This window comes from Kitasatospora sp. NPDC058243, from assembly GCF_042882025.1.
In the GTDB taxonomy this organism is placed as follows: Bacteria; Actinomycetota; Actinomycetes; order Streptomycetales; family Streptomycetaceae; genus Kitasatospora.
Window position 1 is genome coordinate 39,945 of record NZ_JBHVWW010000055.1, and the last position, 23,673, is coordinate 63,617.

Consider the following 23,673-nt stretch of genomic DNA (forward strand, 5'->3'; position numbering starts at 1 on the left):
GGAGATTGCCGGGTGTTGCCGCGCTCGGAGAGGTGCGGTCGAGCGGGGCGCGGAGGGCCGGCACGGTCGTTCGTGTGCTTTCACGGGTGGCGGCCCCGTCCGGCAATCGGGTTGTCGCGTCCCGCCGCCCGGCCTCAGCCGCGCTGCGGCCAGGCGTGCGGCACCCGCTCCAGCACGCCGGCGCCGAACAGCTCGTACAGCGGCAGGGTCTCCAGGTGGACGTAGCCGATGTGGCAGTCGCAGACCGGCAACGGGCAGTCGCGCGCCCGCAGTTGGGTGCGGTAGGAGCCGTCGTACAGGTTGCCGAGAACGTCCCGGACGAAGTGGCAGCGGCGGACGGTACCGTCGCCGTCCACGGAGAGCACGGACTCGCCGGTGCGGCAGGGGCGGTCGGCGCTGGGGTGGGCGTGCCGGCTGTAGCCGAAGTGCGGGTCGACGGCCGCCCAGTCCGCGGCCTCGGCGTCGGTATAGGTGCGGCCCTCGGCGGCGTTGACCCAGAGGTAGACGCCTGCGGCGAGCTCGGCGCGCAGCCGGCGGGCCTCGGCCAGGTGCTCGGGCTGGCCGACCACGCCGACGCTGTAGCGCACGCCCAGGGCGTCCAGCTCCAGGCACTTGGCGAGGAAACGCTCCCGGGTGACCTGGCCGGGGTGGTACGTCACCCAGAGCGCGAGGGTGTCGGGATCGGCCTCGGCAAGCCAGTCGGTCCGGCAGCTGAGGTTGGTCTGGATCGCCACCCGGCGTACGTGCGGGAGCCGGCTCAGCTCGACCAGCGCCCGCCGGTACCACGACCGCACCAAGCCCTCGCCCCAGGGCGTGAACAGCAGGGCGAGGGTGTCGCCGCTGCCCGCCCGTCCGGCCGCCCAGCCGGTGAACCGCTCCAAGGCCGCGCGGTCGGCGCGCAGTTGGTCGGGTGTGTCGCGGCGCTTGGCGAACGGGCAGTAGGGGCAGTCGTAGTCGCAGGAGGCGAGTGGGCCACGGTAGAGCAGGGTGAGGTCGCGCCCACGGTCGGTCGCGTCGGTCGCGTCGGTCTCTGCGGTTGGCGCGGTCGGTGTGCGCGGTGCGGGCGGGGTGGTGGACGGCAGGCCGAGGAAGGTCATTTCGCCTCGTACGCCGTCATCAGGGCCCGGACCTCGGGCGAGAACAGCATCGGCCCGGCCGCGTCCGAGTGCGCCAGGCCCTCCGGGCTGAGCACCAGGCGGTCCTGGTCATCGGCGAGCCAGCCGCGGGCGGTGAACTCGGCCAGCTCCGCCGGGAAGTCGGCGGCCGGTGTGCTGCCGAAGCGGGCCCGGTAGTCGGCCAGCGGCATGCCCTCGGCCTGGAGCAGCGACTGCACCAGGTGCCGCCGGCGCGGCTCCTCGCCGCTCATCCGGTGGCCCACCTCGGCGTGGTGGAAGTCCTCGGTGGCGACGAAGTCGTCGATGATTCCGCGCACCTCGGTGGCGTTCACCGCGTAGTCGAAGGAGTAGTGCAGCCGTGAGGTGTAGGAGCGGGCGCCGCAGCCCAGGCCGACCATGCCGTCCGTCTGGCAGGCGTACTCGCTCGCCCCGGCCTGCGGGGAAGCGGCGCGGCGGAACATCCGCATCGACACCTGCTGGTAGCCGTGGGCCAGCAGGTGGTCGCGGCCGGTGCGGTAGAGCGCGAGCCGGCGGGTGTCCCAGACGGAGTGGCTCTCCTGCTCGCCGCGCCGGGCCAGGCCGGTGAGCGGGCGCACGTAGAGCGGGTAGAGGTACAGCTCCTCGGGCTGCCAGGCGAGCGCGGCGTCCAGCGAGTGCAGCCAACTGGCCTCGGACTGGCCGTCGATGCCGTAGATGAGGTCGATGTTGAGCACCGGGAACCCGGCGGCACGGATCCGGTCGAGGGCGGCCTCCACCTCGGCCCGCTTCTGCGGGCGCACGGCGGAGCGGGCCTCGGCGTCGACGAAGGACTGTATGCCCAGGCTCAGCCGGGTGGTGCCCCGGGCGGCCAGGACCTCCAGCCGGTCGGCGGTCGCGGTGGCGGGGGAGGCCTCCACCGAGAGCGGTATCGCCCGCAGGTCGGCGCCCATCCGCCGCTCGGCGATGTCGCACAGCCGTTCCAGCTCGCCGGCCGTCAGATAGGTGGGCGTGCCGCCGCCGAAGGCGGCCAGTGCGAAGCGCGCGCCCTCGTCCAGAGCGGTGCGGACGGCCACCGCCTGGCGCTCCAGGGCGTCCAGGTACGCGGTGGTCAGGCCCTCGGGGCTGCCGATCCTGGTGAACAGGTTGCAGAAGCCGCAGCGGACCTCGCAGAACGGGATGTGCAGGTAGAGCGAGAGCGCGTCCTGTGCCTCGCCGGCCCACAGCTCGCGCAGCCCCGGGCGCTCCGGCAGCGGGCGGTAGGCGGTCTTGTGCGGGTAGGCGTAGACGTAGGACTGGTAGGGCGAGTCGGGGCGCGGGGGTGCGGTGGTCATGCGCGCTCCTCGGTGGTGGCGGCGATGGCTGTGACGGTGGCAGGGACGGCAGCGGGGGCAGGGAAAGCTGAGGCGGCTGCGGCTGCGGCTGCGGGGGCGGCATCGGGGACGGCTGCGGGGATCGTGAAGTGGGCGTACGGGACGGTCCAGACCACCTCGTGGCCGATCCGGTGCCCGGTGTAGCCGTCCTCGCCGTACGCCGTGCCGTGGTCCGAGCAGACGATCGCGAAGCAGGGGCGGCGGGCGCTCATCGCCGCGAAGAGCCGGCCGATGTGGGCGTCCACGTACTCCAGGGCGGCGGCGTGGCTGGCCCGGGAGTCGCCGTGCTCACGGGTGGCGCCGGGCAGGTGGAACCAGTTGGGCTGGTGCAGTGCCGAGACGTTCAGGAACAGGAACAGCGGTTGCCCGGCGGGCTGTTCGGCGGCGACCCGCTCCGCCCGGGCGACCTGCTCCTCGAAGGACGTCGGGGACGGTACGCCCATCCCGGGCTCCCAGTGGCTCTCCTGGAACAGGCCGGGCAGCACCGAGCCGAGCGGGCCCTGCTTGTTGAAGAAGCCCACGCCGCCGATGCAGACCGTCCGGTACCCGGCGGCGGCGAGGGCGGTCGGCAGATCCGGTGCGTCGAACACCCAGGTGCGCGGGGCGGTGCTCTCGGAGCCGGCGAAGCGGGCCGCGAACAGGCGCGGGTGGGGGCCGTCGGGGGAGGCCGGGGTGGGCAGGAAACCGGCCAGGATCGCCTGGTGGGAGGCGTAGGTGAAGCTGCCGGGCGCGTGCCGGCGCTCCCAGCGGCCGCCGGGGAGGAAGGCGGCGAGGTGCGGGATCCGGCCGGCGGCGGCCAGCTCCTCGGCGACGTCGAAGCGGAGCGTGTCGAGTGTGACGAGCAGCAGGTCGTGCGTGCCGACGACCGCGTTCATGTCGGGGGCCGGAGCGGGAGCCTGGGTGTGGGGGGAGGTCTGGTGGTTCATCGGGAGGGTTCCGTGATCTGGTGGTCCGTCGGGGTGGGGAGGGGCGTTCGGGTGGTGCGGCCGGTGGCCCCGGTGAGGGCGGCGATCTGGGCGCCGTAGGTGTCGAGGCCCTCGGCGGGGCCGCCGGGCAGGCCGGTGAGGTTGGGGAGCAGGTCGCCGAAGGCGTTGACCTCGCCGACCAGGGCGCGCCGCCAGCCGGCCGTGGGCAGGACGTCGACCCCGACCATCAACGAGCCGGGGAAGCAGGCCGCCGCGCGCTCGGCCGTCTCCAGCAGGGCCGGCCATGCGGGCCCGGCGGCCTCCCGCGCCAGGTCGAGGCTGCCCCGGGCGCCGCCGAGGTGCAGGTTGGTCATCGGCTGCGCGCTCGTGCGCACCACCGCGTGGGTGGCCCGGCCGGCGACCACCACCACGCGCAGGTCCGCCGAGCGGCCGGACTGCGCGGCTTTCGGGATCCACTGCTCGACGTGCAGCCCGTCCGGTGCCAGCCGGTCGATGATCTCGGCCACCTCCCGCTCGCTGCGGTAGTGGCGGACCCGCAGCGAGTTGTGCAGCAGCCCGTCGGCCAGCTCGACCGACGTGGTGGCCAGGACCTGCCCGCGCGGCCCGAACTGCAGGGCCGTCACCCCGGAGGCGGAGGAGCCGTGCGCGGGCTTGACGAAGACCCGGCGAAGGCCGGCCGCGGCCAGCCGCCCGCGCAACTGCTCCCAGCCGGTGACCTCGCCGCCCAGCGCCCGGGGTACCGGCACCCCGGCGGCGGCGAGGAGCGCGTGCGCCCGCCGCTTGTCGAACATCACGGCGATCTCCTCCGGATCGCCCAGAAGCCGTACGCCGGGGCGTCCGGCCAGCTCGCGCAGCGCGGCCGTCACCCCCGCGTACCAGGCGGCCGTGCCCTCGACCCGGGTCGGCGCGTAGGACGGGCCGAGCGCCGGGCCGCGCAGCAGTTCGTCGACCAGGGCCTCCTCACCGGGCGACTCGATCCGCAGCAGGCCGTCCTCGGGCAGCCGGTAGTCGCCGCGCAGCACGTCCAGCCAGGGCAGGACGGCGGGCTCGGGCAGCCCGGCGGCCCGGGCGGCGGCGGCGAACAGCGTCACCCGTCGGTGCCCGGGATTGCCGAGGACGGTCAGCTGCGGTGTCATCGTGCCGTCACCCGCCTACTCGGCGACCGCGACGTAGCGGTCCCCGTCGTCCTCGTCCTCGTCGGGCTCCTCGGCCTCGGAGAGGTCGAGCGCGACCCCGGGCAGGGACTCGGTGAGGCGCTGCTGCAGCTCCTCGCTGAGGTAGTGGTGGTGCAGGTCGAGGGCGCGCAGGTGGGTGAGCGGCTGGCCCTCCAGCAGGGCGGCGGCGCCCTCGTCGGAGAGCACGCCCATGGACAGGTCGAGCGACTCCAGCCGGGCCACCACGGGCGCGTGCGCGACGGCCGAGGCGATCTCGTCCTGGAACTCACTGTTGGCCAGCCCGAGGTGGCGCAGGCTCGGGAGGCGGGCGCCGTCCAGGAAGGGCCCGAGGTCGTCGATCGTGGCGTCACCGCCGTACTCGTCCACGCCGAGCCAGAGCGTCAGGCGCTCCAGCGCCGGCAGCTCGGAACCCGCCACCGCCCGCACCACCCGGGCCGGCAGGCCGCCGGCCTCGAAGCGCAGCGCGGTCAGCCGGTCGTGCCGCACCGGCTGGAGGCTCAGGTCCGTGCCGCCGCGGACGGTCAGCTCGGTCAGCCCGGGGAAGGCCGTCAGCAGCGGGGTGACGTCGCCCATCTCCATCCAGGAGATCTCGCACTCGTCGTAGGTCACGTCCCCGAGGAAGAGCGCCTCCAGGGCGGGCAGGCGCTCCGCGTCCGCGGCGATGGCGGCGACGGTGGCGGCCACGGGGACGTAGCCGCCGTGCCACCAGGGGCCGATCACCAGGGCGCGGATTCCGCCAGGGTCGACGGTGTCGAGGAAGGTCTGCCAGAGCTGCGCGAAGTCGTGCTTCGCGTCGTAGTCCAGGGCGAGCCTCCAGGCGACCGAGCCGGCGGCGGGCGGCGTGCGGGTGCCGTCGTCGGGGGTGAAGTCGCGGATCGGGAGGTCGTGGAAGCGGTCGGGGTGGAGGGAGACGGTCATGTCGGCTCCAGACGGATGGGCGTGGTGGGCTGGTCGGTGTGGTGGTGCGGCGGCGTCGGGCGCGCGGTCGGTGACGGTTACTCGGCCACGGCGACGTAGCGCCACCGGTCGTCGGGCTTTCCGGCCTCGGAGAGGTCGATCTCGACGCCCGGCAGGGCCTTGGTGAGGCGCTGCTGCACCTCCCCGGTGAGGAAGTGGTGGTGCAGGTCGAGGGCGCGCAGGTGGGTGAGGGGCTGGCCCTCCAGCAGGGCGGTGGCGCCCTGGTCGGTCAGTACGCCCATGGCGAGGCTGAGCGACTCCAACCGGGCCACCACGGGCGCGTGCGCCACGGCGGCCGCGATGTCGTCCTCGAACTCGCTGTTCTGCAGGCCCAGATGGCGCACCGCGGGGAAGCGCGTGCCGTCCAGGAAGGGGGCTAGGTCGTCCAGCGTGGCGTCGCCGCCGTAGTTGTCGACGCCGAGCCAGAGTTCGAGCCGCTCCAGGGCGGGGAAGTCGCAGCCGGCCACCGCCCGCACCACCGGGGCCGGCAGGCCGCCGGCCTCGAAGCGCAGCGCTCGCAGCGCCTCGTGGCGCACGGGTGTCAGCTCCAGGTTGCTGCCGCCGCGCACCACCAGCTCGGTCAGTTCGGGGTAGGCCGTCAGCAGCGGGGTGACATCGCACATCTCCAACCAGGAGATCTCGCTCTCCTCGTAGGTGACGTCGCCGACGAAGAGCCCCCGCAGCGCGGGCAGCCGGTCCGCCGCCTCGACGATCGCGGCCAGGGCGGCGTCGAGTTGCTCCGGCTCGTCGGAGAACCACGGGCCGATCACCACGGCCGTCACGCGCTCGGTGTCGACCGTGTCGAGGAACTGCCGCCAGCGCTCGGTGAAGGCCTCCTCGGACTCGTAGTGCAGGCCGATCCGCCAGGCTGCCGACGCCGGCTCCGGCAGGGCCACGGCTGCCGCGTCGCCGCCGTCGGCGGCCTCGTCCAGGGCCTGGACGAAGTCGAAGACCGGGAGACCGTGGAACTGCTCGATGTGGTGGTTGACGGTCATGCGCTGCTCCTCAGGGGTCGGGGCCGAACACGTGTCTACCAGCCGGGTCCGACAATCCGGTGGCCGGGTGGCCGGCCGGGCGCGTTGTCAGACCCTTGCTCTACGTTCTGGTCGTGGCTCCGGAACGTGACCGCGAACAGCGCGGTGGAGCCCGGGATTCCGGCAGTCGCCGGGGTCCGGCCGTACGGCGAGGGAGGACTGATGTACCGCCAGGGCGATGTGCTGATCGTGCCGGTCGAGGAGGGTGCCGTGCCGCCCCGGGTGGCCGCGCTGGCCGTCCAGCCCCGGGACGGCCGGGGCCGGATGGTGCTGGCCCTCGGGGAGGTCACCGGCCACGCGCACGCCGTGGTCGGTCCCGGGGAACTGCGCCGGGAGGCCGGTCCGTTCGGCGCGGGCTGGCTGCACCTGCCCGAGGGCGGCCGGGTGGTGCACGAGGAGCATGCGGCGATACCGCTGCCGAAGAGCTGGTACCGGGTGGTGCGCCAGCGCGAGTACACCCCGGGCGCAGTGCGGGTGGTCGCGGACTGACGCAGGGCCCGACGAACGGGCCGACGGCTGACGGACCGGCCGACGGGCGGGTGGCCGGGTGCCGGGCGATGGCAGACAGCCGGTAGACGGGTGGGCGGGCGCGGTGTGCCACGCGGAACGTGCAGCGTGGAACGCGCAGTGCCGAACGGAACGGAAGCAGGCGGCCGGGCGGGGAGCCCGGCCGGGAACGGAGCAGACGATGGAGACGACGATCCCTGACCGCCCGGCGGGCGCGGTGACGGCCGGGCCCGCCGAGGTGACGGCCCGCTGGCGGGCCGCCGCGGCGGCCACCGGCCCGGCCGACCGGTCGGCGGCCGAGCACGCGGTCCGGGCCGCCTACCGGGCGGCCGGGCTGCCCGAGCCCACGGCCGTCCGCTGGTTCGGCTCGCCGTTCGCCGCCGCCGAGGCGGCGCTGCAGCTGCGGGCCGCCGGCGCGGTGAGCGTACGCGAGGCCGTGCGCACCGGGCCCTGGGAACAGGCCCGGCGGCGGGCCGTCGAGGAGGTCGGCGCGGCCGGGTGGGCGGCGCATTGGGCACTCACCGGCGGCGAGCTCGGCCCGGTCACCACCCCGCTCGCCGACCGCACCCGCACGGCGGTCCTCGACCGGCTCGCCCCCGAGGCCGACCGCGAGGAGGCCTCGGACGACGCGGCCGCCGCCGCCCGCGCCCGGCGCACCACCGTCCGGCTCGCCCTGCTCGACGCCGTGCGCGGCCAGCACGACGCTCCCTGGTTCGCCGCCTTCGAGGCCGCCTCCGACACGGCCGGGGGCAGCGCCGAGGCCGTCGCGCCGCTCGCCGGGGTGGCCCGCGAGGCCGGCTGGTGGTGGCCGTACCAGGACGTCGCGCTGGTCAGCGAGCGCCCCGTCGCGCTGCACCGTGACGAGGCCGGGCGGCTCGACCGGGCGGACGGCCCCGCCCTGGAGTACGCCGACGGCTTCGCCCTGCACGCCTGGCGCGGCATGCCCGTGCCCGCCGAGTTCCTGGCCGGGCTGGCCGACGTCACCGTCGAGCGGATCCGCACCGAGGAGAACGCCGAACTGCGCCGTGTCCTGCTGGAGCACTACGGCTACGAGCGCTACCTGGCCGACTCCGGTGCCGAGCCCATCCACCGCGACGAGACCGGGGTGCTCTGGCGGATCACCCTGCCCGACGACGAACCGGTGGTCATGGTCGAGGTCGTCAACTCGACCGCCGAGCCCGACGGCACCTTCCGCACCTACTGGCTGCGCGTCCCGCCGAGCACCCGCACCGCCCGCGCCGGGGTCGCCTGGACCTTCGGCATACCCGAGTCCGAGTACCACCCGCAGCGCGAGACCTGACCGGCCCGGACCCCCGGCGCAGGCCGCTGAGCCGCGCATCTCGGCCAGCCGATCTCGGGGCTGCCCCTCGGCGGGGTGCGGGACAGGTCAGCGTGAGGTCGGTCCGACGTTGCGGACCCAGACGGGGAAGGGGGCCATGGCGTTGGGCGCGGTCTGGTCCGACGGGTCGGTCCCGGCTGGCTGTCGGCCGCTCAGGAAGCCCTCGACGACCGGAACGAGGTCGTCGGAGGGCAGGTAGGTGCCGCCGAACGGCAGTTCGTCGACGGCCACCGATCCGGTGGAGCAGCGGAGTTGATCGACCTGCTCGTCGTGCCACACGTAGAAGGTCGCCACCCCGGCGAAGCCCAGCGCGTGGATACGGTGCCGGATGGCCTGAGCGGTTCGTTCGAAGGCGGCGACCACCTCGGTCACGGACAAGGACTGCTTGTCCTCATCCTCCGCACTCAGGTACCAGGTGTTGGTCCGCCACTCGACCCGCCGGTCGCTCGGCTCCAGCACCAGCGGTTCGTCCGCTATTTCGGCGATCCATGTCAATAGCACCCCGGAATTGTCCCGGCCGGTGTGGATCGTGCAGTCGTCGGGGTCGGCCAGGGTCAGGGGGCGCGGGCGATGAACACGGGTTGGAAGAAGCCCGTTCGGGCGGGTGGTTGCCAGTGGGAGGTGGTGAGGCCGGCCTCGGAGGCGAGGGCGGTGAGCTGGGACTGGGTGAGGGCCCAGTAGGTGGAGCGACGGATGTCGGTCTGCCATTGGCCGGTGGCATCGGGGGTGAGGTGGAAGAGCTCCAGGTCGTAGCGCTCGCCGTCCTCGTGCCAGTGCCAGAGCTGGAAGATGACGGACCGTCGGCCGTCGCGTTCGGTGGTCTGGGGTGGGGTGGAGGCCGGGCGGGAGCGGCGCAGGTCGTCGTAGGGGCGGATGGTGAGCAGGAGCAGGCCGCCGGGGCGCAGCACGCGGCGCATCTCGGTGAGGGCGGTGCGGACCTCCTCGGGGGTGAGTAGGTGGGGGAGCGCGTTGTCGGCGCAGACGACGACGTCGAACCGGGCGTCGGCGAAGGGGAGCCCGCGCATGTCGGCGGCCGCGGTGGGGAGACGGAGGCCCCGTCGGGCGGCTTCGGTGACGGCCCGGGCGGCGGCCGCCGGGCTGAGGTCGGTGCCGGTGACGCGGTGGCCGAGGGCGGCGAGGCCGAGGGACTGGGTGCCGATGCCGCACGCACAGTCCAGGACGTCGACCGGGCGATCGCCGAGGCCGGCGCGGATCAGGGCGTCGAGGCTGGCGCCCTGGCGGGCGACGGAGGCGTCCCAGTCGGGGTAGAGGAGGTGGTACCCGGCCGCGAACTCGTCGTAGAAGCGGCCGACGGGGGACTGCGGTGAGGAGGTCATGGCGTCGGGACTCCACGGTGGCGAGAGGGGTGAAGAGCGGGCACGACGGGCGTTGACGTGGGCGAGGTGGTAGGCGGGGCCCTCGCCTGCTCGTTCGTCACGCCGTCATCCTCGCCCAGCCGTACCGGGGGCGGACACCGGTTTTCCGAGGGCGGGGAACGATGGGGCGGCGGTTCGGAGCCGGTGAACGGGCTGATCACGGCAGGCGGTCTGCTCGTGGTCCGGGGAACCGCCCTGCGGTACGAGGGGATGACCCGGAGGGTCAAACGGTTCGCCGGGCGGGCGGGCCACCGGGATGATGCCGGTATGCGCACCTTCGAAGAGCTGATCGCCGAGGCCGAGGCGGTGTCCGTGGACGGCTGGGACTTCTCCTGGCTCGCCGGCCGCGCCACCGAGGAACGGCCGTCCTGGGGCTACCAGCGGCTGCTGGCCGAGCGGCTGGGTCGGGCCTCGGCAGCCTTGGACATTCAGACCGGCGGCGGCGAGGTGCTGGCCGGCGCGGCCCGGCTCGCCGCTGCGAAGCCCGTCGCAGGACAGCCCACCGCAGGGCAGCCCACCCCCGGGACGCCCGCCCCCGCGCAGCGCGGAGCGCTTCCGGCCACCATGGCGGCCACCGAGTCCTGGCCGCCGAACGTCGCGCGCGCCACCGGCCTGCTGCACCCGTTGGGCGTGGTGGTGGTCGCGGATCCGGACGAGCCGCCGCTGCCGTTCGGCGACGGGGCCTTCGACCTGGTCACCAGCCGTCATCCGGTGAAGGCCTGGTGGTCGGAGATCGCCCGGGTGCTGCGGCCCGGCGGCGCCTACTGCGCCCAGCACGTGGGGCCGGCGTCCGGGTTCGAACTGGTCGAGTACTTCCTCGGCCCGCAGCCCGAGGCACGCCGGGCGCGCCGCCCGGAGGACGAGAGCGCCGCCGCGCGCGACGCCGGGCTGGAGGTGGTGGACCTGCGCTCCGAGCGGCTCCGGATGGAGTTCCTCGACATCGGCGCGGTGGTGTACTTCCTGCGGAAGGTGATCTGGATGGTCCCGGGCTTCACCGTGGCGGCCTACCGGGACCGGCTGCGTGAACTGGACGCCCTGATCCGGACGGAGGGGCCGTTCGTCGCCCACTCCGCGCGCTTCCTGATCGAGGCGCGCAAGCCGTAGGACGGCTCGGGCCCGGCCGCGCCCCGCCGGGGATACCGGAGGGGCGCGGCGGCGTCAGGCGGCGCCGCTCACGCCAGGGCGACCAGCTCCAGGTAGGAGTCGTGCCACAGGTCCTCGTCGCCGTCCGGGAGGAGCAGGACGCGGTCGGGCCGCAGGGCCTCGATGGCACCCGGGTCGTGGGTGACCATCACGATCGCGCCCGGGTAGGTGCCGACCGCCGCCAGCACCTCCGCCCGGGAGGCCGGGTCGAGGTTGTTGGTGGGCTCGTCGAGCAGCAGGACGTTGGCGCCGGAGTGGACCAGGCCGGCCAGCGCCAGCCGGGTCTTCTCACCGCCCGAGAGGACCCCGGCCGACTTGTCGGCGTCGTCTCCGCGGAACAGGAACGCGCCGAGGACGTGCCGCAGTTCGCCGTCGCTCAGGTGCGGCGCGGCCTGGGCGAGGTTGTCGCGGACGCTGCGCGCCGGGTCGAGGGTGTCGTGCTCCTGCGCGAAGTAGCCGAGCCGCAGGCCCGGGCCGGGCACCACCCGGCCGGTGTCGGGGCTCTCGTGGCCGGCCAGGATGCGCAGCAGGGTGGTCTTGCCGGCGCCGTTCAGGCCGAGCACGACCATCCGGCTGCCCCGGTCGACGGCCAGGTCGAGGCCGGTGAGCACCGGGCGGCCGGCGTAGGCCTTGGCGAGGCTGATCGCGCCGAGCGGCATCCGGCCGCAGGGGGCGGGCTCGGGCAGCCGGATCCGGGCCGTCCGTTCGGCCTGCCGGGCGGGTTCGAGGTCGGCGAGCATCCGGTCGGCGCGGCGGGCCATGCTGCGGGCGCTGGTGGCGGTGGCGACGTTGGCCCGCATCCGGTCGGCCTGGGCGTGCAGGGCGGCGGCCTTGCGTTCGGCGTTGGCCCGTTCCCGGGTGCGGCGGCGTTCGTCGGCGGCGCGCTGGCCGAGGTAGGCCCGCCAGCCGGTGTTGTGGACGTCGATCGCGGCGCGCTGCGGGTCGAGGTGGAAGACCCGGTTGACGGTGTCGGCGAGCAGGCCGAGGTCGTGGCTGATCAGGACCAGCCCGCCCTGGTGGGCCGCGAGGAAGCCGCGCAGCCAGGCGACGGAGTCGGCGTCGAGGTGGTTGGTGGGTTCGTCGAGCAGCAGGGTGCCGTGGTCGGCGAAGAGGATCCGGGCCAGCTCGACCCGGCGGCGCTGGCCGCCGGAGAGGGTGCCGACCGGGGTGTCCATGACCCGGGCGGGCAGTCCGAGGCCGGCCGCGACCCGGGCGGCCTCGGCCTCGGCCGCGTAGCCGCCCCGGGACTGGAACTCGGCCTCGGCGCGGGTGTAGGCGTCCATCGCCCGGCGCTGTTCGTGCGGTGCGTCGGCCTGCGCCATCGCCTCTTCGGCGGCGCGCAGCGCGCGGACGGCGGTGGCCAGGCCGCGGGCGGACAGGATGCGGTCGGTGACGGTGGCGGACGGGTCGGCGGCGCGGGAGTCCTGCGGGAGGTAGCCGACGGGGCCGGTGCGGGTGACCGTCCCGGCGGCGGGCGGCAGTTGTCCGGCGAGGGTGGCGAGCAGGGTGGTCTTGCCGGCGCCGTTGCGGCCGACCAGGCCGATCCGGTCGCCGGGGGCGATGTGAACGGTGATGTCGGACAGCAGGAGGCGGGCGCCGACGCGCAGGTCGACACCACGGGTGGTGATCATGGGATAACGCTCCGAAACAGCGAACGGACACACGGGTGGTGTGGAGGCGGGTCCGTCGGCTAGGAAATTCGGGGCGTAGACATGCGGCCCAGGGTAGCGGGGCGGGTGGAGCGTCCGCATCCGAATTGCCGGCGGGAGCGCACCGCGTCCGCGCGGGTTTCGGCCAGTGGGGCGGGTGTTGGCTCGTGGGGCCCCCTTGCCGGGGCGCGGGCCCCGCGCTTCCATGACCCGCATGGGTCGACGTGAGCTCGTTCTCTTGACTGATCACAGTTCGACCGAAGGAAGCCGCGACGTCCTCGCCGTCGCCGCCCGGGCCCTCACCGGCCGGGCGCCCGTGCTGCTCGACGCCCGGCACTTCATGACCGGCGGGGGCGGCCGGATCCGCCCCGACGACGGGGGCGGGCTGCGCCTGGAGGCGGACGGCCGCAGCGTGGCGGCCGACGCCGTCGTGGTCTACGAGATCCCGCCGCACCGGCGGCGCGACTTCGCGCCCTTCCAGCGGCTGCTGGGCGCACACGGCGCCCGCTCGCTCGGCACCGATGTGCAGGCCTGGCGGGCGGCCACCGAGAAGGACCTCACGGTGGCCCGCTTCACCCGCGACGGCGTCGCGCACATGCCGACCGTCTCGCTGTCCCGGCCGAGCCTGCGGGCCGCCGCCGAGGCCTTCGACCGGCTCGGCGGCGACGTCTGGGCCCGGCCCTGCGTCGGGATGGGCGGCGACGACGTCTTCCACGTCACCACCCACGCCCAACTCGCTTCCGCCGCACGGCACTACGAGCATGACGGGGCTGACTGGCTGATCGCCCGGGATGCCCGCAACTTCACCCCGGACGGCCGCCGCCACCAGTACCGGGTGGTGGTGCTCGACGGCCGGGTGGTCCGGGTGGTCGAACACGTGCAGGCGGATCCGGACGCCCCCTGCAACGAGAGCCGCGGCGCCGTCTCCGCCCCGCTCGCCGCCGCCGAACTGCCCCGGGGCCTCGCGGACCTGGCGATCCGCGCGGTCGCCTGCCTCGGCCTGCCGCTGGCCGGTGTCGACCTCGCCGCCGAGAGCGGCGGCGTGGTCTTCGAGGTCAACGTCCACCCGGCGTTCGGCCGCGGCGCCCTGGAGCAGGTCGCCGTGCCGTACGTGGCCGCGCACCTGGAGCCCGTCTGACGGTTCCGGCCGGGCGCGCGGCGGCCGGGCGCGCCCCGGGCCGGCGGCTGGCGAAGGAGGCCTGTCGGCGGCCGGGCACGTCCCTGGCCGGTCAGCTCCGCAGGATGGCGGCGAGGAGCGACGGGCGGAACAGCAGCGTCGGCGGGGCGACCAGCGACATCACCTCGTGGAACGCGGCGGTGACCGCCGGGTTGTGGGCGGCGCCGGCCAGCACCTTGTCGAGGAAGCGGTGCTGGAGCGCGAGCAGGGCGCCGGAGGGTCCGCCGGTGGTGGCGGCGAAGCGGACGTCCTCGGTGCAGGACATCACCCACGGGTTCTTGGAGACGGCCGCGATCGCGCGCCGGGCGTCCCGGGTCGTGGCGTGGCCGATGCCGCCGTGGCGCAGGGCGGTGCGGCGCAGCTCCCGGGCGCAGAACAGGGCGACGGTGACGCCCTGCCCGTACACCGGGTTGAAGGTGCTGGCGGCGTCGCCGACCACCACCAGGCCGTCCGGGGCGCTGCGTTCGTAGTGCCGCCGGATGCCGGGGCCGGGGACGAAGCCGCGCACCTCGCCGGCCGGCTCGGCCTGCTGGAGCGCCTCGCGGATGCTCGGGTCGCGCAGCCGGGCCAGTTGCTTGGTGAACCCGGCTTCGCCGGGCTCGGGTTCGGCGCCGCGCATGCCGGCGACGCTGACGATCCAGCGGTCGCCCTCGACCGGCAGCAGCACGCCCAGGTGGGGCGCGTCCGGGGCCTTGGTCTGCACGTAGATCGCCTTGTAGCCGATGTCGACGCCGGCCGGGCGGTGGAACAGCCGGGAGGAGTACGCGACGCCCGCGTCCACCCGCTCCTCGGGCACCGGCGGGTGGCCCAGCTCAGCCAGCCAGTCCGGCACCGAGGTCGTGCGGCCGGCCGCGTCCACCACCAACTCGGCCGGTATCTCCCGGACTTCGCTGCGTTCGGGCCCGCGGTCGCGGACCTTGACGCCGGTCACCGTGCGGGCCGACCCGAGCAGGCCGACCACGTCGGCGCCCTCCAGGAACTCGATCGAGGGCTCGGCGCGGACCCGGTCCAGCACCGCCTTGTCCAGCACCGGCCGGGTGCAGGAGAGGAAGGCGAGCTGCGCCGGGTACTGCGCCATCCACCCCGCCGAGCTGAGCCACTTCAGATCGCCCGAGACGGCGACCCTCGTCGCGCCCGCCTCCGTGAGTTCCTGGTTGATGCCGGGCATCATCTCCTCCAGCGCCCGGTGCCCGGCCTCCAGCACCAGGTGCGCGTGCCGGCCCTGCGGCACCCCGGCCCGGAACGTGGGCTCCGCCGGGTAGCGGTCCCGCTCCACCACCACGATCCGTTCGGCGAACCCGCGTAGGGCCCAGGCCGCCACCGTGCCGGCCAGCCCGCCGCCGATCACCACCGCCGTGCCCCGCCCGGGGGCCGTTTCCGAAGAAGTCATGACACGTAGCGTAGTCGGGCGGTGGCGGCCCCGTAATTGCATCGGCGGGATGAACGGGCAGGACACGGGCGGCCGTTGGTGCCCGAACGCGCCGGGCGCACGACCGGTCCGGAACACTGTCGCGCGGCGCCCCCGGGGGCGGGCGGTGGGAGGCACCCGGGAGCGGGTACTACACTCGGCGGGAGTTGTGCAGGCCCCCCTTCCGGTGCGCGGGCGCGCGGAGCCGAGGAGGTGAGAGCCGTGGAGTGCAGTAGTCCGGGTCGAAGTCGGCCCCGCCCCCGGTTGTCCCGCACCATTCGCGGCACCCGGCGTTCCTCCTCCCGTACGGCTCCCACGCGGCGCTGACCTCGTCCTCGACGGGGTGCCGCCGGTCGCGCCGTGCGCGTGGTGGCCGGCCGGGCGCCTCCGGCCCGCCGTCCCCGGACGGCGACCGGGCACCCACCGTGGAGGTACCCGCCATGTCCGACTGGCGTGTGCGCGCCGTGCGCGCGAGCAAGCGTCCGTTCTCCCGCCCCGCCGGGGGCTCCGGACCCGCCGGCGCGCAGCCGGCGCCGGAGCACTCGATGGATCCGCGGCCCGACCAGCCCGTCGAGCCGGTCACCCTGGAGCGTTCCGTGGTGGACGCGGCGGTCTACCGGGACGGGCGGCGGATCGACACACCGGCGAACCTCGCCGACATCTACCGCGAACTGCCCGACCGGCCCGGCGCGATGGCCTGGATCGGCCTGTACCGCCCCGCCGAGGCGCAGCTGCTGGAGGCGGCGGACCGGTTCAACCTGCACGAACTGGCCGTCGAGGACGCCATCGTCGCCCACCAGCGGCCGAAGCTGGAGCGCTACGGCGACACGCTGTTCGTGGTGCTGCGCGCCGCGCGCTACCTGGACGAGGCGGAGGAGGTCGACTTCGGCGAGATCCACCTCTTCGTGGGCCCCGACTTCGTGCTCACCGTCCGCCACTCGCAGGCACCGGACCTGTCCGCGGTGCGCCGCCGCCTGGAGACGGACCCGGACCTGCTCGCGCTCGGCCCGGAGGCGGTGCTGTACGCGGTGCTGGACGCCGTGGTGGACGGCTACGCGCCGGTGATCGCCGGGCTCCAGCACGACATCGACGAGATCGAGACGGAGGTGTTCGGCGGCGACCCGCAGGTCTCCCGGCGCATCTACGAGCTGTCCCGCGAGGTGATCGAGCTCCAACGGGCCACCCGGCCGCTGCTGGAGATCATGAAGAGCCTGGAGGCGGGCTTCGGCAAGTACGGCACCGACGACGAGCTGCAGCGCTACCTGCGCGACGTCGCCGACCACGCCACCTACGCCGCCGAGCGGGTGGACGGCTTCCGGCAGATGCTGCAGAACATCCTGACCGTGAACGCGACGCTGGTCTCGCAGCGGCAGAACGAGGAGATGAAGCAGCTCGCCGAGGCCGGGCACGTGCAGAACGACGAGATCAAGAAGATCTCCTCCTGGGCGGCGATCCTCTTCGCGCCGACGCTGATCGGCACCGTGTACGGGATGAACTTCGAGATCATGCCGGAGCTCAAGTGGGCGTTCGGCTACCCGTTCGCGGTCGGGCTGATGGCGCTGGTCTGCACCGGGTTGTACGTGGTCTTCAAGCGCCGCAACTGGCTCTGACGGCGGGCCGCGGCGGGGCGCGGCTGGTGCGGGGCGCGGCGCGGTCCGGCTCGGGCGCGGTGCTCGCGACCGGCTCCGCCGTGCCGCCGCAAGCCGGCGCGGCCCCGCGCAGGCAGCACTGACCGGCTGCCGCAACCGGCGCCGACCGCACGGCTGTTCGCCCGGCGTCAGGGATTCGTCAGGGCGGCGGTGCGGCGCTTGCCCCGGTCCGCGCCCGCCGGTTGGATGAGGAGCATGAACCGCCCGGCACGCCACCACGACCGCCCGCCGCATCCGCGGCCGCCGGTCCGCGTCGCCGCGGCCGCCATCGCCGTGCGCTGATCCGCGCCTCCCCGCCGGAGGGCACGGCACGTGCCGCGCCCCGCCCCGCCCCGTCGTCCGATCGGCGCGGGGTGCGGGCGGGCGCGCGAGTTCCGCATCTCATCAGGTCTTTTGAGCCCGCACCCCGGCCCGGACAGGGCCGGCGGTGCCCCGCACCCTGGGAACGGTCATGTCCGAATCCGTCCTGTCCGCTCGTACCGCCCTCGTCACCGGCGCCTCCTCCGGCATCGGCTGGGAGACCGCCCGGCTGCTCGCCGGGCTGGGTGCCACCGTGCTGGTGCACGCCCGGACCACCCCGGAGGCCGAGGCGGCCGTCGCCCGGCTGGTCGACGCCGGCGCCCGCCGGGACCAACTCGTCGAGCTGGCCGCCGACTTCACCCACCTCTCGGAGGTCGCGGTGCTGGCCGGCACGGTCGTCAAGCACTACCCGGCGCTGGACCTGCTGGTCAACAACGCCGCCGCGCTGGCGCCCGAGCGCTGCACGCTGACCGACGACGGCAACGAGGTCTCGCTGCAGGTCAACTTCCTGGCCGCGCACCTGCTGGCCAGGCTGCTGCGGGCGCCGCTCTCGGCGTCCGGCGACGCCCGGATCGTCAACGTCTCGTCCTCGCTGCACCGGACGGCGTCGATGAACTGGTCGGACCCGCACCGGGTGAAGAGGTACTCGCGGGTGGCCGCGTACGCGCAGTCGCAGCTCGCGCTCACCATGGCGACCGCCGACATGGCCCCGGCCGGCTCCGGCATCACCGCCGTCAGCCTCAACCCGGGCCTGTGCGACACGGCGCTGCTGCCGCTGTACGGGCGGGCCGGCGCGCCGGCGGTGGAGGGCGCGGCGGCCGTCGTCCGGCTCTGCCTGCCGGACGTTGCGGTCGCCAACGGCGCCTACTACGACGGCGGTTCGGTGGCGCCGGTGGCGCAGGCCGCCCAGGAGGAGCGCTCGCTGAAGCGCCTGGTCAAGCTGGCGGACCAGTTGGTCGGCCAGGCCGCTTGAAGCCCTTCCCCGGAAGCGGAGAGCACACGATGTCCAAGCGCGCCCGCAAGAAGAGGGCCCGGCGGAAGAACACGGCGAACCGCGGCCGCCGGGCCGGGCAGGGCTGACCCGCCCACCACCGCAGCCCACCACCCATCGCCATCACCCATCGCCATCACCCATCACCACTCACCACCGCCGATCACCGCCGCGAACCGCTGAGGGCCGCCGCGAACCGGCGGGCACCGCCGGGCGCCGGGGACGGTCGCTAAGGATGCGTCAAGAACGGCGCCCGGCGGCGTCAAGGAGCCGTCAGGGGGCGGCTTCCCGCAGGTGGCACGGCACTAGCGTCGCCCGGCGGAGAGAAACGGTTCTGCTCCGGTTTCAGCAGGAAACCCCGGCGGACCGTACAACGGGGGAGAGGAACGTGCGGCCATGACCACCTCGGCAGCGGGCACGACGGCCACCACGGGGGAGACGGCCCCGGGGACGGAACCCGATCAGGCGGGGGAACCGGCCCCAGCCCCGGCCACGGCCCCAGCCCCGGCCACGGCCGCCCCGGCCCCCCGCCCGAGCCCCCTGGCCCGGCTCCGGCACGGCGCGCGGACGGTCGGCGGCCGCGCCTACTGGACCACCCCGCGCCTGGTCCGCGGCCTCACCGCGCTCAGCCTGGCCGCCCTGATCGGCCTCGGCGCGGCCGCCACCACCGTCCTCGGCGGGGCCCGCGACGGCACCGACACCATCGGCCACCGGGCCGCCCCGCAGGCCACCCGCGCCGCCGACCTCTACTTCGCGCTCAGCGACATGGACGCCCAGGCTGCCAACCTGCTGCTGGTCGGTGCCGACCCCGACTACACGACGCTGCGCAAGCAGACCCTCGACACCTACGAGCAGCGCCGCGCGCAGGCCGACGGCGACCTCCAACAGGCCGCCCAGGCCGCGGCCGCCGACCCGGCCGGCCAGCGCGCCGTCCAGCAGGTGCTCGGCCGGCTCGGCAGCTACGAGGCCCTGGTGGCCCGCGCCCAGCTGCTGGAGGAGCAGGCCAAGGCCCCGGCCGGCCAGCCCTCGCCCGCCGCCCTGGACGCCTACCGCCAGGCCACCGACCTGCTGCGCCAGCAACTGCTGCCCGCCGCCGACCAGGTCACCGCCGCCAACGAGGCCACCGTCGAGCAGGTCTACACCGAGCGCCGCGACGCCCTCGGCAGCGGCTGGTGGTGGCTGCTCGCGGTCGGCCTGCTCGCGCTCGCCGCGCTGCTCGGGCTCCAGCGCGTCCTGGCGGTGCGCTACCACCGCGTCGTCAACCCGGTGCTGGCCGCAGTCACGCTGCTCACCGCCGTCGTGCTGGCGATCGGCCTGCACCTGGTCAGCCGCGCCGACGACCACCTGGTGACCGCCAAGAGCAACGCCTACGACTCGGTGATCGCGCTCAGCCGCGCCCGTGCCGTCGCCTTCGACCTGAACGCCGACGAGAGCCGCTACCTCACCGACCCGTCCCGCGCGGCCGCCTACGAGCAGAGCTTCCTCGACAAGACCCAGGCGATCGCCCGCCTGGACGGCGCCACCCTCGCCGACTACAACGCCCAGCTGGCGGCCGCCGCGGCCCGGCACCGCGCTGACCACACGGCCGTCCCCTTCGGCGGCTACCTCGGCACCGAACTGCACAACATCACCTTCCCCGGCGAGCAGGACGCCGCCGAGCGGGTGCTCGCCGCCTTCCAGCAGTACCAGCAGGACGACCGGAAGATCCGCGCGCTGCGCGACGAGGGCCGGCTCAAGGAGGCGGTGACGCTCAACACCGGCCTCTCCCAGGGGCAGTCCAACTACGACTTCGACCAGCTGAGCACGGCCATCGGGGACACCATCGCGGTCAACGCCAAGGCGATGGACTCGGCGGTCGCCGCGACCGACGGCGACCTCGACGCCGGCACGGCGGCCCTGGCCGCGGGCGCGCTGGCGGCGGCGCTCGCGCTCACCGCGCTGGGTGTCCGACCGCGCCTGCGCGAGTACCGGTAGCCGCCGGCAGCCGGTTACGCCCCGGACGGGCGTCGGCGAAACCCCCGGCGGGCTCCGGTGCGCCCGGGCTCCGGTGCGCCCGGGCTCTGGTGCGCCCGGGCTCCGGCGCCCCCGGCCTCAGTCGGCGGCGAGCCGGTCGTACTCGGCGTCCGGGTCCAGCTGGCGCCGGTACTCGGCGTGCAGCCGGACGTCGCCGTCCGGGCCGGCCAGGCGGGCGAGCGGGCCCCGGGCGCCCGGGAGCGGCCGGGCGCACGGCCACTGCTGGGCGAGTACGGCGAGCGGCGCGCCGTCGCCGGTGCGCAGGATCCAGCTGGCGCGGCCGCCGCCGATCAGGGGCAGGTACGGCCGGGGGAGTCCGAGGGCGGCGAGCGCCTGCGGCAGGTCGAGGCCGTCGGGGAGGGTGAGCGCCGCGGGGTGCGGGGCGTCGGCGTCGTCGCCGGCCGCGACGCTGTCCCGGGTGAGGTGGATGCGCATGGCCGGACAGCATAGGGCGCGCGGACGGGCCCGCGCGCCCGTGCACCGGTGTGCCGGTTTGACAAACGCCCTTGCCGTCCCGGCGAATGGCAGGCATGGCCGACGAAGACTTCGAGAACGTCCTCACCACGGTGGGCCCCCGGCTGCGCGCCCTGCGACGCGAGCGCGGCACCACCCTCGCCAAACTGGCCGCCGCCACCGGGATCTCGCTCAGCACGCTGTCCCGGTTGGAGTCCGGGCAGCGCAAGCCGACCCTGGAACTGCTGCTGCCGCTGGCCCGGGAGTACCGGGTGCCGCTGGACGAACTGGTCGGCGCCCCGGCCACCGGAGACCCCCGGGTCCATCCCCGCCCGGTGACCAGGAACGGCCAGACCATCATCCCGCTCACCCGCCACCTCGGCGGTCTGCACGCCTTCAAGCAGATCATGCCGCCCGGCCGGGGCACCGAGCCCGAGCTGGAGCTGAAGGTGCACGAGGGTCACGAGTGGCTGTACGTGCTGTCCGGCCGGCTGCGGCTGGTGCTCGGTTCGCACGACCTGGTGCTGACGGCCGGTGAGGCCGCCGAGTTCGACACCCGGACCCCGCACGCCTTCGGCAACGCCGGGCCGCAGCCGGTGGAGTTCCTCAGTCTGTTCGGTCCTCAGGGTGAGCGGATCCATGTCAGGGCGCGCCCGGGAACCTCCGTTCGGTAGGTTCGTTCCCTGACAGCGGGGGTTTTCCGTTCCGGTCTCCCGCCAGGCCGTCGGGAGGGGCCGAGAAGATGAGTGTCCAGCAGAGTACGGAGTCCGGCGAGAGCGGTGGAACCGGGGAGCGCGGCGCGGTGGGTGCGCCCGAAGTCCCGGGCGCGGCGGGGGCCTTCGAGGCCCCCGGCGGCGGCGCCGGCCGGGCCGGCGGTGGTTCCGGCGGCGACGGGAGCGGCGGCAGCGGTCCGACCGGTGGGGCCGACGGCGTCGGCGGCGCGGAGCCGGACGCCAAGAGCGGGCGGAAGAAGCGCCCGTTCTGGCAGGAGCTTCCGATTCTGCTGGTGATCGCCCTGCTGCTCTCGCTCGGCATCAAGACCTTCTTCGTCCAGGCCTTCTCGATCCCCTCGGGTTCGATGGAGCAGACCCTGGCGATCGGCGACCGGGTGCTGGTCGACAAGTTGACGCCGTGGTTCGGTGCCGAGCCCGAGCGCGGCGAGGTGGTGGTCTTCCGTGATCCGGGCGGCTGGCTGGAGAGCGCGCCGACGCACGCGGACGGCTCGGTGATGAGCTCGGTCCAGAAGGTGCTGAGCACCGTCGGCCTGATGCCCTCGGCGGACGAGAAGGACCTGATCAAGCGGGTGATCGCGGTCGGCGGGGACACCGTCGAGTGCAAGGCGGGCAGCCCGCTGAAGGTGAACGGCGTCGCGCTGGACGAGCCGTACCTGTTCCCCGGTTCGGCGCCCTGCGACCAGGACCCGGTGGGCACCGTCACCGTCCCCAAGGGCAAGCTCTGGGTGATGGGCGACCACCGCAACAACTCGCGGGACTCGCGCCCGCACCACAACGAGACCGGTGACGGCTTCGTGCCGGTGGGGAACGTGATCGGCCGGGCCTTCGTCGTCGCGTGGCCGCTCACGGACTGGTCCACCCTGCCCGTCCCGGACACCTTCGGCAAGGTGCCGGCGGGCGCGGCCGCGCCGGTGGAGGCGCCGTCGGCGCCGGACGCGCTCGGGCTGGCCGCCGTCGTGCCGTTCGCCCTGTGGCGCCGCCGCCGTGGCGCGCGCCGGGGTCGCCGCTGAGCCGGGTGAGGGCTTCGGCGGAACTCCTCCCGCGATTCTCTACACGCCTGTAGAGTTTCCGGGGTGAGCTGCACGCCTGGTCGCGTGGCCGCCCGACCGGGGAGGCCGCGCGTCGGGGCCGGGTCGGGAGGCGGAACCGTGGTGGAGAGTCGGCGCAGTCCTGTGGCCGTCGGGGAGCCGGCGGACCCGGACGTCCAGTGGGTGTACCAGCCGGTCGAGGTGGACCTCGGCGGCGGCACCTGGGCGTCCGGGCGGATCAGCGGCTGGTGGCAGGACTCGGCCGGGCAGCGGTGGTGCCGGTTGCGGGTGAGCCGCAGTGGCCGGCCGGCCGGGTGGGAGCGGTTCGACCCGGCGCGGGTCCTGCTGCTGCCGGTCGCCGGGCTCTGAGGAGGCGTCGGCCGGTTCCGATCGGAACCGGTACCGGCGTGACCGGAACCGGTCCGGTGGGTTCGGACGTCCCTCGGTGCGGCGATCACGAGGCGTTGTCCATAGAGGCGTTGTCCATAAGAGATTCACAAAATATGACGGCATGTGCGATTCTGTGCAGCGCCCCCGTGACCCGCCCCATCCGTGTCGGCACCTTGGGGGGCCCGGGGCCGCCGACATGCCACTTCATCGACCGGGGACGACGTGAGTTCCGAGATCTACTTCAGCAGCAACTACCGCGACCTGTGCGAGCAGCACGGCACCGGCGCGGGCTTCCAGTTCGAGTTCTCCTGCTACCGCTGCTCCGACACCTGGCGCTCGTCGTTCGAGGCGTTCACCACCGGCCAGGTGGCGGGCTGGATCGGCAAGGGCGTCAGCGCCGCCTGGAACCTCATCGGCGGCAACGCCAACACCATCAGCAACGCCGCCGACGGCCTGGCCGGCCACACCTGGGGCAACGCGCGCGACGCCGCCTTCCAGCGCGCGATCACCAACGCCCAGGTGCACTTCAACCGCTGCGCCCGCTGCACCCACTACGTCTGCGGCCGCTGCTTCGACCCGGGCCAGGGCCTGTGCCACGACTGCGCCCCGGACACCGCGGCCGAGGCGATGGCGGCGCAGCGGCGCGGCCTCAACGACATGGTGTCCGACCGCTCCTACCAGCAGGGCCAGCAGTCCGGCGCCGAGTTCGACGTGCGGACGCCGCGCCAGCTCGTCTGCCCGCAGTGCTCGGCGGAGACGCACGGCACGCCGTTCTGCCCGGGCTGCGGCCACCGGCTCGCCCAGCCGACCCAGTGCGGCCAGTGCCACCAGGACATCCCGGAGGGCGCGGCGTTCTGCCCGGGCTGCGGCACCAGGCGCTGACCCCGCAGACCCCGCGCACACTGCGCACCCCACGCACCCCATGCACCTCGCGACGGCGGGGCGCCTGCGGATCAGGAT

Annotated in this window: 22 protein-coding genes; 11 read left to right on the top strand and 11 right to left on the bottom strand. The window is 74.7% G+C overall.

What is annotated here, in order from left to right; translation table 11 throughout:
* Positions 1–134: 134 nt before the first annotated feature.
* The 6 genes from ACFVX9_RS28830 to ACFVX9_RS28855 all read right to left on the bottom strand — a co-directional run bounded on the left by ACFVX9_RS28830 (position 135) and on the right by ACFVX9_RS28855 (position 6,517).
* Positions 135–1,097 (bottom strand): STM4011 family radical SAM protein, encoded by a 963-nt coding sequence (locus tag ACFVX9_RS28830; RefSeq protein WP_387984288.1) that lies wholly within the window; start codon positions 1,095–1,097, stop codon positions 135–137.
* Positions 1,094–2,425 (bottom strand): STM4012 family radical SAM protein, encoded by a 1,332-nt coding sequence (locus ACFVX9_RS28835; protein WP_387984289.1) that lies wholly within the window; start codon positions 2,423–2,425, stop codon positions 1,094–1,096. The genes ACFVX9_RS28830 and ACFVX9_RS28835 overlap by 4 nt, the downstream gene beginning before the upstream one ends.
* Positions 2,422–3,339 carry an STM4013/SEN3800 family hydrolase gene (locus tag ACFVX9_RS28840; RefSeq protein ID WP_387984307.1) on the bottom strand — a complete coding sequence of 306 codons (918 nt, stop codon included), beginning with the start codon at positions 3,337–3,339 and terminating at the stop codon, positions 2,422–2,424. Before ACFVX9_RS28840 ends, ACFVX9_RS28835 begins: the two co-directional genes overlap by 4 nt.
* Positions 3,340–3,386: 47 nt before the next feature.
* Positions 3,387–4,526 carry an STM4014 family protein gene (locus ACFVX9_RS28845; protein ID WP_387984290.1) on the bottom strand — a complete coding sequence of 380 codons (1,140 nt, stop codon included), beginning with the start codon at positions 4,524–4,526 and terminating at the stop codon, positions 3,387–3,389.
* A gap of 15 nt (positions 4,527–4,541) precedes the next feature.
* Positions 4,542–5,483 (bottom strand): STM4015 family protein, encoded by a 942-nt coding sequence (locus ACFVX9_RS28850; protein WP_387984292.1) that lies wholly within the window; start codon positions 5,481–5,483, stop codon positions 4,542–4,544.
* Between the two features lie 77 nt (positions 5,484–5,560).
* Positions 5,561–6,517 (bottom strand): STM4015 family protein, encoded by a 957-nt coding sequence (locus tag ACFVX9_RS28855; protein WP_387984294.1) that lies wholly within the window; start codon positions 6,515–6,517, stop codon positions 5,561–5,563.
* A gap of 201 nt (positions 6,518–6,718) precedes the next feature.
* Here ACFVX9_RS28855 and ACFVX9_RS28860 point away from each other — a divergent pair, with 201 nt between their 5' ends.
* Together ACFVX9_RS28860 and ACFVX9_RS28865 are read left to right on the top strand one after the other, a co-directional pair.
* On the top strand, positions 6,719–7,045 hold the full coding sequence (locus ACFVX9_RS28860) for a hypothetical protein (RefSeq protein ID WP_063350717.1): 327 nt from the start codon (positions 6,719–6,721) through the stop codon (positions 7,043–7,045).
* 199 nt (positions 7,046–7,244) lie between these two features.
* Positions 7,245–8,363 carry a DUF6745 domain-containing protein gene (locus tag ACFVX9_RS28865; RefSeq protein ID WP_380481967.1) on the top strand — a complete coding sequence of 373 codons (1,119 nt, stop codon included), beginning with the start codon at positions 7,245–7,247 and terminating at the stop codon, positions 8,361–8,363.
* Between the two features lie 87 nt (positions 8,364–8,450).
* On the opposite strand, the gene ACFVX9_RS28870 is transcribed toward ACFVX9_RS28865, so the two are convergent.
* Positions 8,451–8,903, bottom strand: coding sequence for a hypothetical protein (locus ACFVX9_RS28870; protein ID WP_380481969.1), 453 nt, complete (start codon positions 8,901–8,903; stop codon positions 8,451–8,453).
* 53 nt (positions 8,904–8,956) lie between these two features.
* Complete coding sequence (locus ACFVX9_RS28875; protein WP_387984296.1) at positions 8,957–9,739, bottom strand: methyltransferase domain-containing protein; 783 nt, start codon at positions 9,737–9,739, stop codon at positions 8,957–8,959.
* Between the two features lie 306 nt (positions 9,740–10,045).
* Here ACFVX9_RS28875 and ACFVX9_RS28880 point away from each other — a divergent pair, with 306 nt between their 5' ends.
* Entirely contained in the window at positions 10,046–10,882 is an 837-nt protein-coding gene (locus ACFVX9_RS28880; RefSeq protein WP_387984297.1) for a methyltransferase domain-containing protein, read from the top strand.
* Positions 10,883–10,950: 68 nt separating this feature from the next.
* Here ACFVX9_RS28880 and ACFVX9_RS28885 read toward each other — a convergent pair whose 3' ends face one another.
* Positions 10,951–12,552: an ABC-F family ATP-binding cassette domain-containing protein gene (locus tag ACFVX9_RS28885; protein ID WP_387984299.1), complete on the bottom strand. Its 1,602-nt coding sequence runs from the start codon at positions 12,550–12,552 to the stop codon at positions 10,951–10,953.
* Between the two features lie 256 nt (positions 12,553–12,808).
* Here ACFVX9_RS28885 and ACFVX9_RS28890 point away from each other — a divergent pair, with 256 nt between their 5' ends.
* Positions 12,809–13,708, top strand: coding sequence for a RimK family alpha-L-glutamate ligase (locus ACFVX9_RS28890; protein ID WP_387984300.1), 900 nt, complete (start codon positions 12,809–12,811; stop codon positions 13,706–13,708).
* Between the two features lie 91 nt (positions 13,709–13,799).
* On the opposite strand, the gene ACFVX9_RS28895 is transcribed toward ACFVX9_RS28890, so the two are convergent.
* The gene (locus tag ACFVX9_RS28895; protein WP_380376731.1) at positions 13,800–15,137 is read right to left on the bottom strand and encodes an FAD-dependent monooxygenase; all 1,338 of its coding nucleotides are present in this window, start codon (positions 15,135–15,137) and stop codon (positions 13,800–13,802) included.
* Positions 15,138–15,595: 458 nt separating this feature from the next.
* On the opposite strand from ACFVX9_RS28895, the gene ACFVX9_RS28900 reads away from it, so the two are divergent.
* From ACFVX9_RS28900 to ACFVX9_RS28910, 3 genes are all read left to right on the top strand, one after another.
* Positions 15,596–16,765 carry a magnesium and cobalt transport protein CorA gene (locus tag ACFVX9_RS28900; RefSeq protein ID WP_387984301.1) on the top strand — a complete coding sequence of 390 codons (1,170 nt, stop codon included), beginning with the start codon at positions 15,596–15,598 and terminating at the stop codon, positions 16,763–16,765.
* A gap of 490 nt (positions 16,766–17,255) precedes the next feature.
* Entirely contained in the window at positions 17,256–18,077 is an 822-nt protein-coding gene (locus ACFVX9_RS28905) for an SDR family NAD(P)-dependent oxidoreductase (RefSeq protein ID WP_380428792.1), read from the top strand.
* 414 nt (positions 18,078–18,491) lie between these two features.
* Positions 18,492–20,069 (top strand): hypothetical protein, encoded by a 1,578-nt coding sequence (locus ACFVX9_RS28910; RefSeq protein ID WP_387984303.1) that lies wholly within the window; start codon positions 18,492–18,494, stop codon positions 20,067–20,069.
* A gap of 117 nt (positions 20,070–20,186) precedes the next feature.
* On the opposite strand, the gene ACFVX9_RS28915 is transcribed toward ACFVX9_RS28910, so the two are convergent.
* Complete coding sequence (locus tag ACFVX9_RS28915; RefSeq protein ID WP_380481979.1) at positions 20,187–20,543, bottom strand: hypothetical protein; 357 nt, start codon at positions 20,541–20,543, stop codon at positions 20,187–20,189.
* Between the two features lie 95 nt (positions 20,544–20,638).
* Here ACFVX9_RS28915 and ACFVX9_RS28920 point away from each other — a divergent pair, with 95 nt between their 5' ends.
* The 4 genes from ACFVX9_RS28920 (at position 20,639) to ACFVX9_RS28935 (ending at position 23,595) form a co-directional block, all read left to right on the top strand.
* Complete coding sequence (locus ACFVX9_RS28920) at positions 20,639–21,235, top strand: helix-turn-helix domain-containing protein (RefSeq protein WP_063350727.1); 597 nt, start codon at positions 20,639–20,641, stop codon at positions 21,233–21,235.
* A 68-nt stretch (positions 21,236–21,303) separates the two neighbouring features.
* Positions 21,304–22,305, top strand: a complete 1,002-nt coding sequence (gene lepB, locus ACFVX9_RS28925; protein WP_387984304.1) for a signal peptidase I — start codon at positions 21,304–21,306, stop codon at positions 22,303–22,305.
* Positions 22,306–22,443: 138 nt separating this feature from the next.
* Positions 22,444–22,692 (top strand): hypothetical protein, encoded by a 249-nt coding sequence (locus ACFVX9_RS28930; RefSeq protein ID WP_159398582.1) that lies wholly within the window; start codon positions 22,444–22,446, stop codon positions 22,690–22,692.
* 243 nt (positions 22,693–22,935) lie between these two features.
* Entirely contained in the window at positions 22,936–23,595 is a 660-nt protein-coding gene (locus ACFVX9_RS28935; RefSeq protein ID WP_380481983.1) for a zinc ribbon domain-containing protein, read from the top strand.
* The last annotated feature ends 78 nt before the right edge of the window (positions 23,596–23,673 follow it).

Coding starts and splice junctions, on each gene's coding strand:
- ACFVX9_RS28830 (WP_387984288.1), bottom strand. CDS start 1,097: ATGACCTTCCTCGGCCTGCCGTCCACCACCCCGCCCGCACCGCGCACA.
- ACFVX9_RS28835 (WP_387984289.1), bottom strand. CDS start 2,425: ATGACCACCGCACCCCCGCGCCCCGACTCGCCCTACCAGTCCTACGTC.
- ACFVX9_RS28840 (WP_387984307.1), bottom strand. CDS start 3,339: ATGAACGCGGTCGTCGGCACGCACGACCTGCTGCTCGTCACACTCGAC.
- ACFVX9_RS28845 (WP_387984290.1), bottom strand. CDS start 4,526: ATGACACCGCAGCTGACCGTCCTCGGCAATCCCGGGCACCGACGGGTG.
- ACFVX9_RS28850 (WP_387984292.1), bottom strand. CDS start 5,483: ATGACCGTCTCCCTCCACCCCGACCGCTTCCACGACCTCCCGATCCGC.
- ACFVX9_RS28855 (WP_387984294.1), bottom strand. CDS start 6,517: ATGACCGTCAACCACCACATCGAGCAGTTCCACGGTCTCCCGGTCTTC.
- ACFVX9_RS28860 (WP_063350717.1), top strand. CDS start 6,719: ATGTACCGCCAGGGCGATGTGCTGATCGTGCCGGTCGAGGAGGGTGCC.
- ACFVX9_RS28865 (WP_380481967.1), top strand. CDS start 7,245: ATGGAGACGACGATCCCTGACCGCCCGGCGGGCGCGGTGACGGCCGGG.
- ACFVX9_RS28875 (WP_387984296.1), bottom strand. CDS start 9,739: ATGACCTCCTCACCGCAGTCCCCCGTCGGCCGCTTCTACGACGAGTTC.
- ACFVX9_RS28880 (WP_387984297.1), top strand. CDS start 10,046: ATGCGCACCTTCGAAGAGCTGATCGCCGAGGCCGAGGCGGTGTCCGTG.
- ACFVX9_RS28885 (WP_387984299.1), bottom strand. CDS start 12,552: ATGATCACCACCCGTGGTGTCGACCTGCGCGTCGGCGCCCGCCTCCTG.
- ACFVX9_RS28895 (WP_380376731.1), bottom strand. CDS start 15,137: ATGACTTCTTCGGAAACGGCCCCCGGGCGGGGCACGGCGGTGGTGATC.
- ACFVX9_RS28900 (WP_387984301.1), top strand. CDS start 15,596: ATGTCCGACTGGCGTGTGCGCGCCGTGCGCGCGAGCAAGCGTCCGTTC.
- ACFVX9_RS28905 (WP_380428792.1), top strand. CDS start 17,256: ATGTCCGAATCCGTCCTGTCCGCTCGTACCGCCCTCGTCACCGGCGCC.
- ACFVX9_RS28910 (WP_387984303.1), top strand. CDS start 18,492: ATGACCACCTCGGCAGCGGGCACGACGGCCACCACGGGGGAGACGGCC.
- ACFVX9_RS28915 (WP_380481979.1), bottom strand. CDS start 20,543: ATGCGCATCCACCTCACCCGGGACAGCGTCGCGGCCGGCGACGACGCC.
- ACFVX9_RS28920 (WP_063350727.1), top strand. CDS start 20,639: ATGGCCGACGAAGACTTCGAGAACGTCCTCACCACGGTGGGCCCCCGG.
- lepB (WP_387984304.1), top strand. CDS start 21,304: ATGAGTGTCCAGCAGAGTACGGAGTCCGGCGAGAGCGGTGGAACCGGG.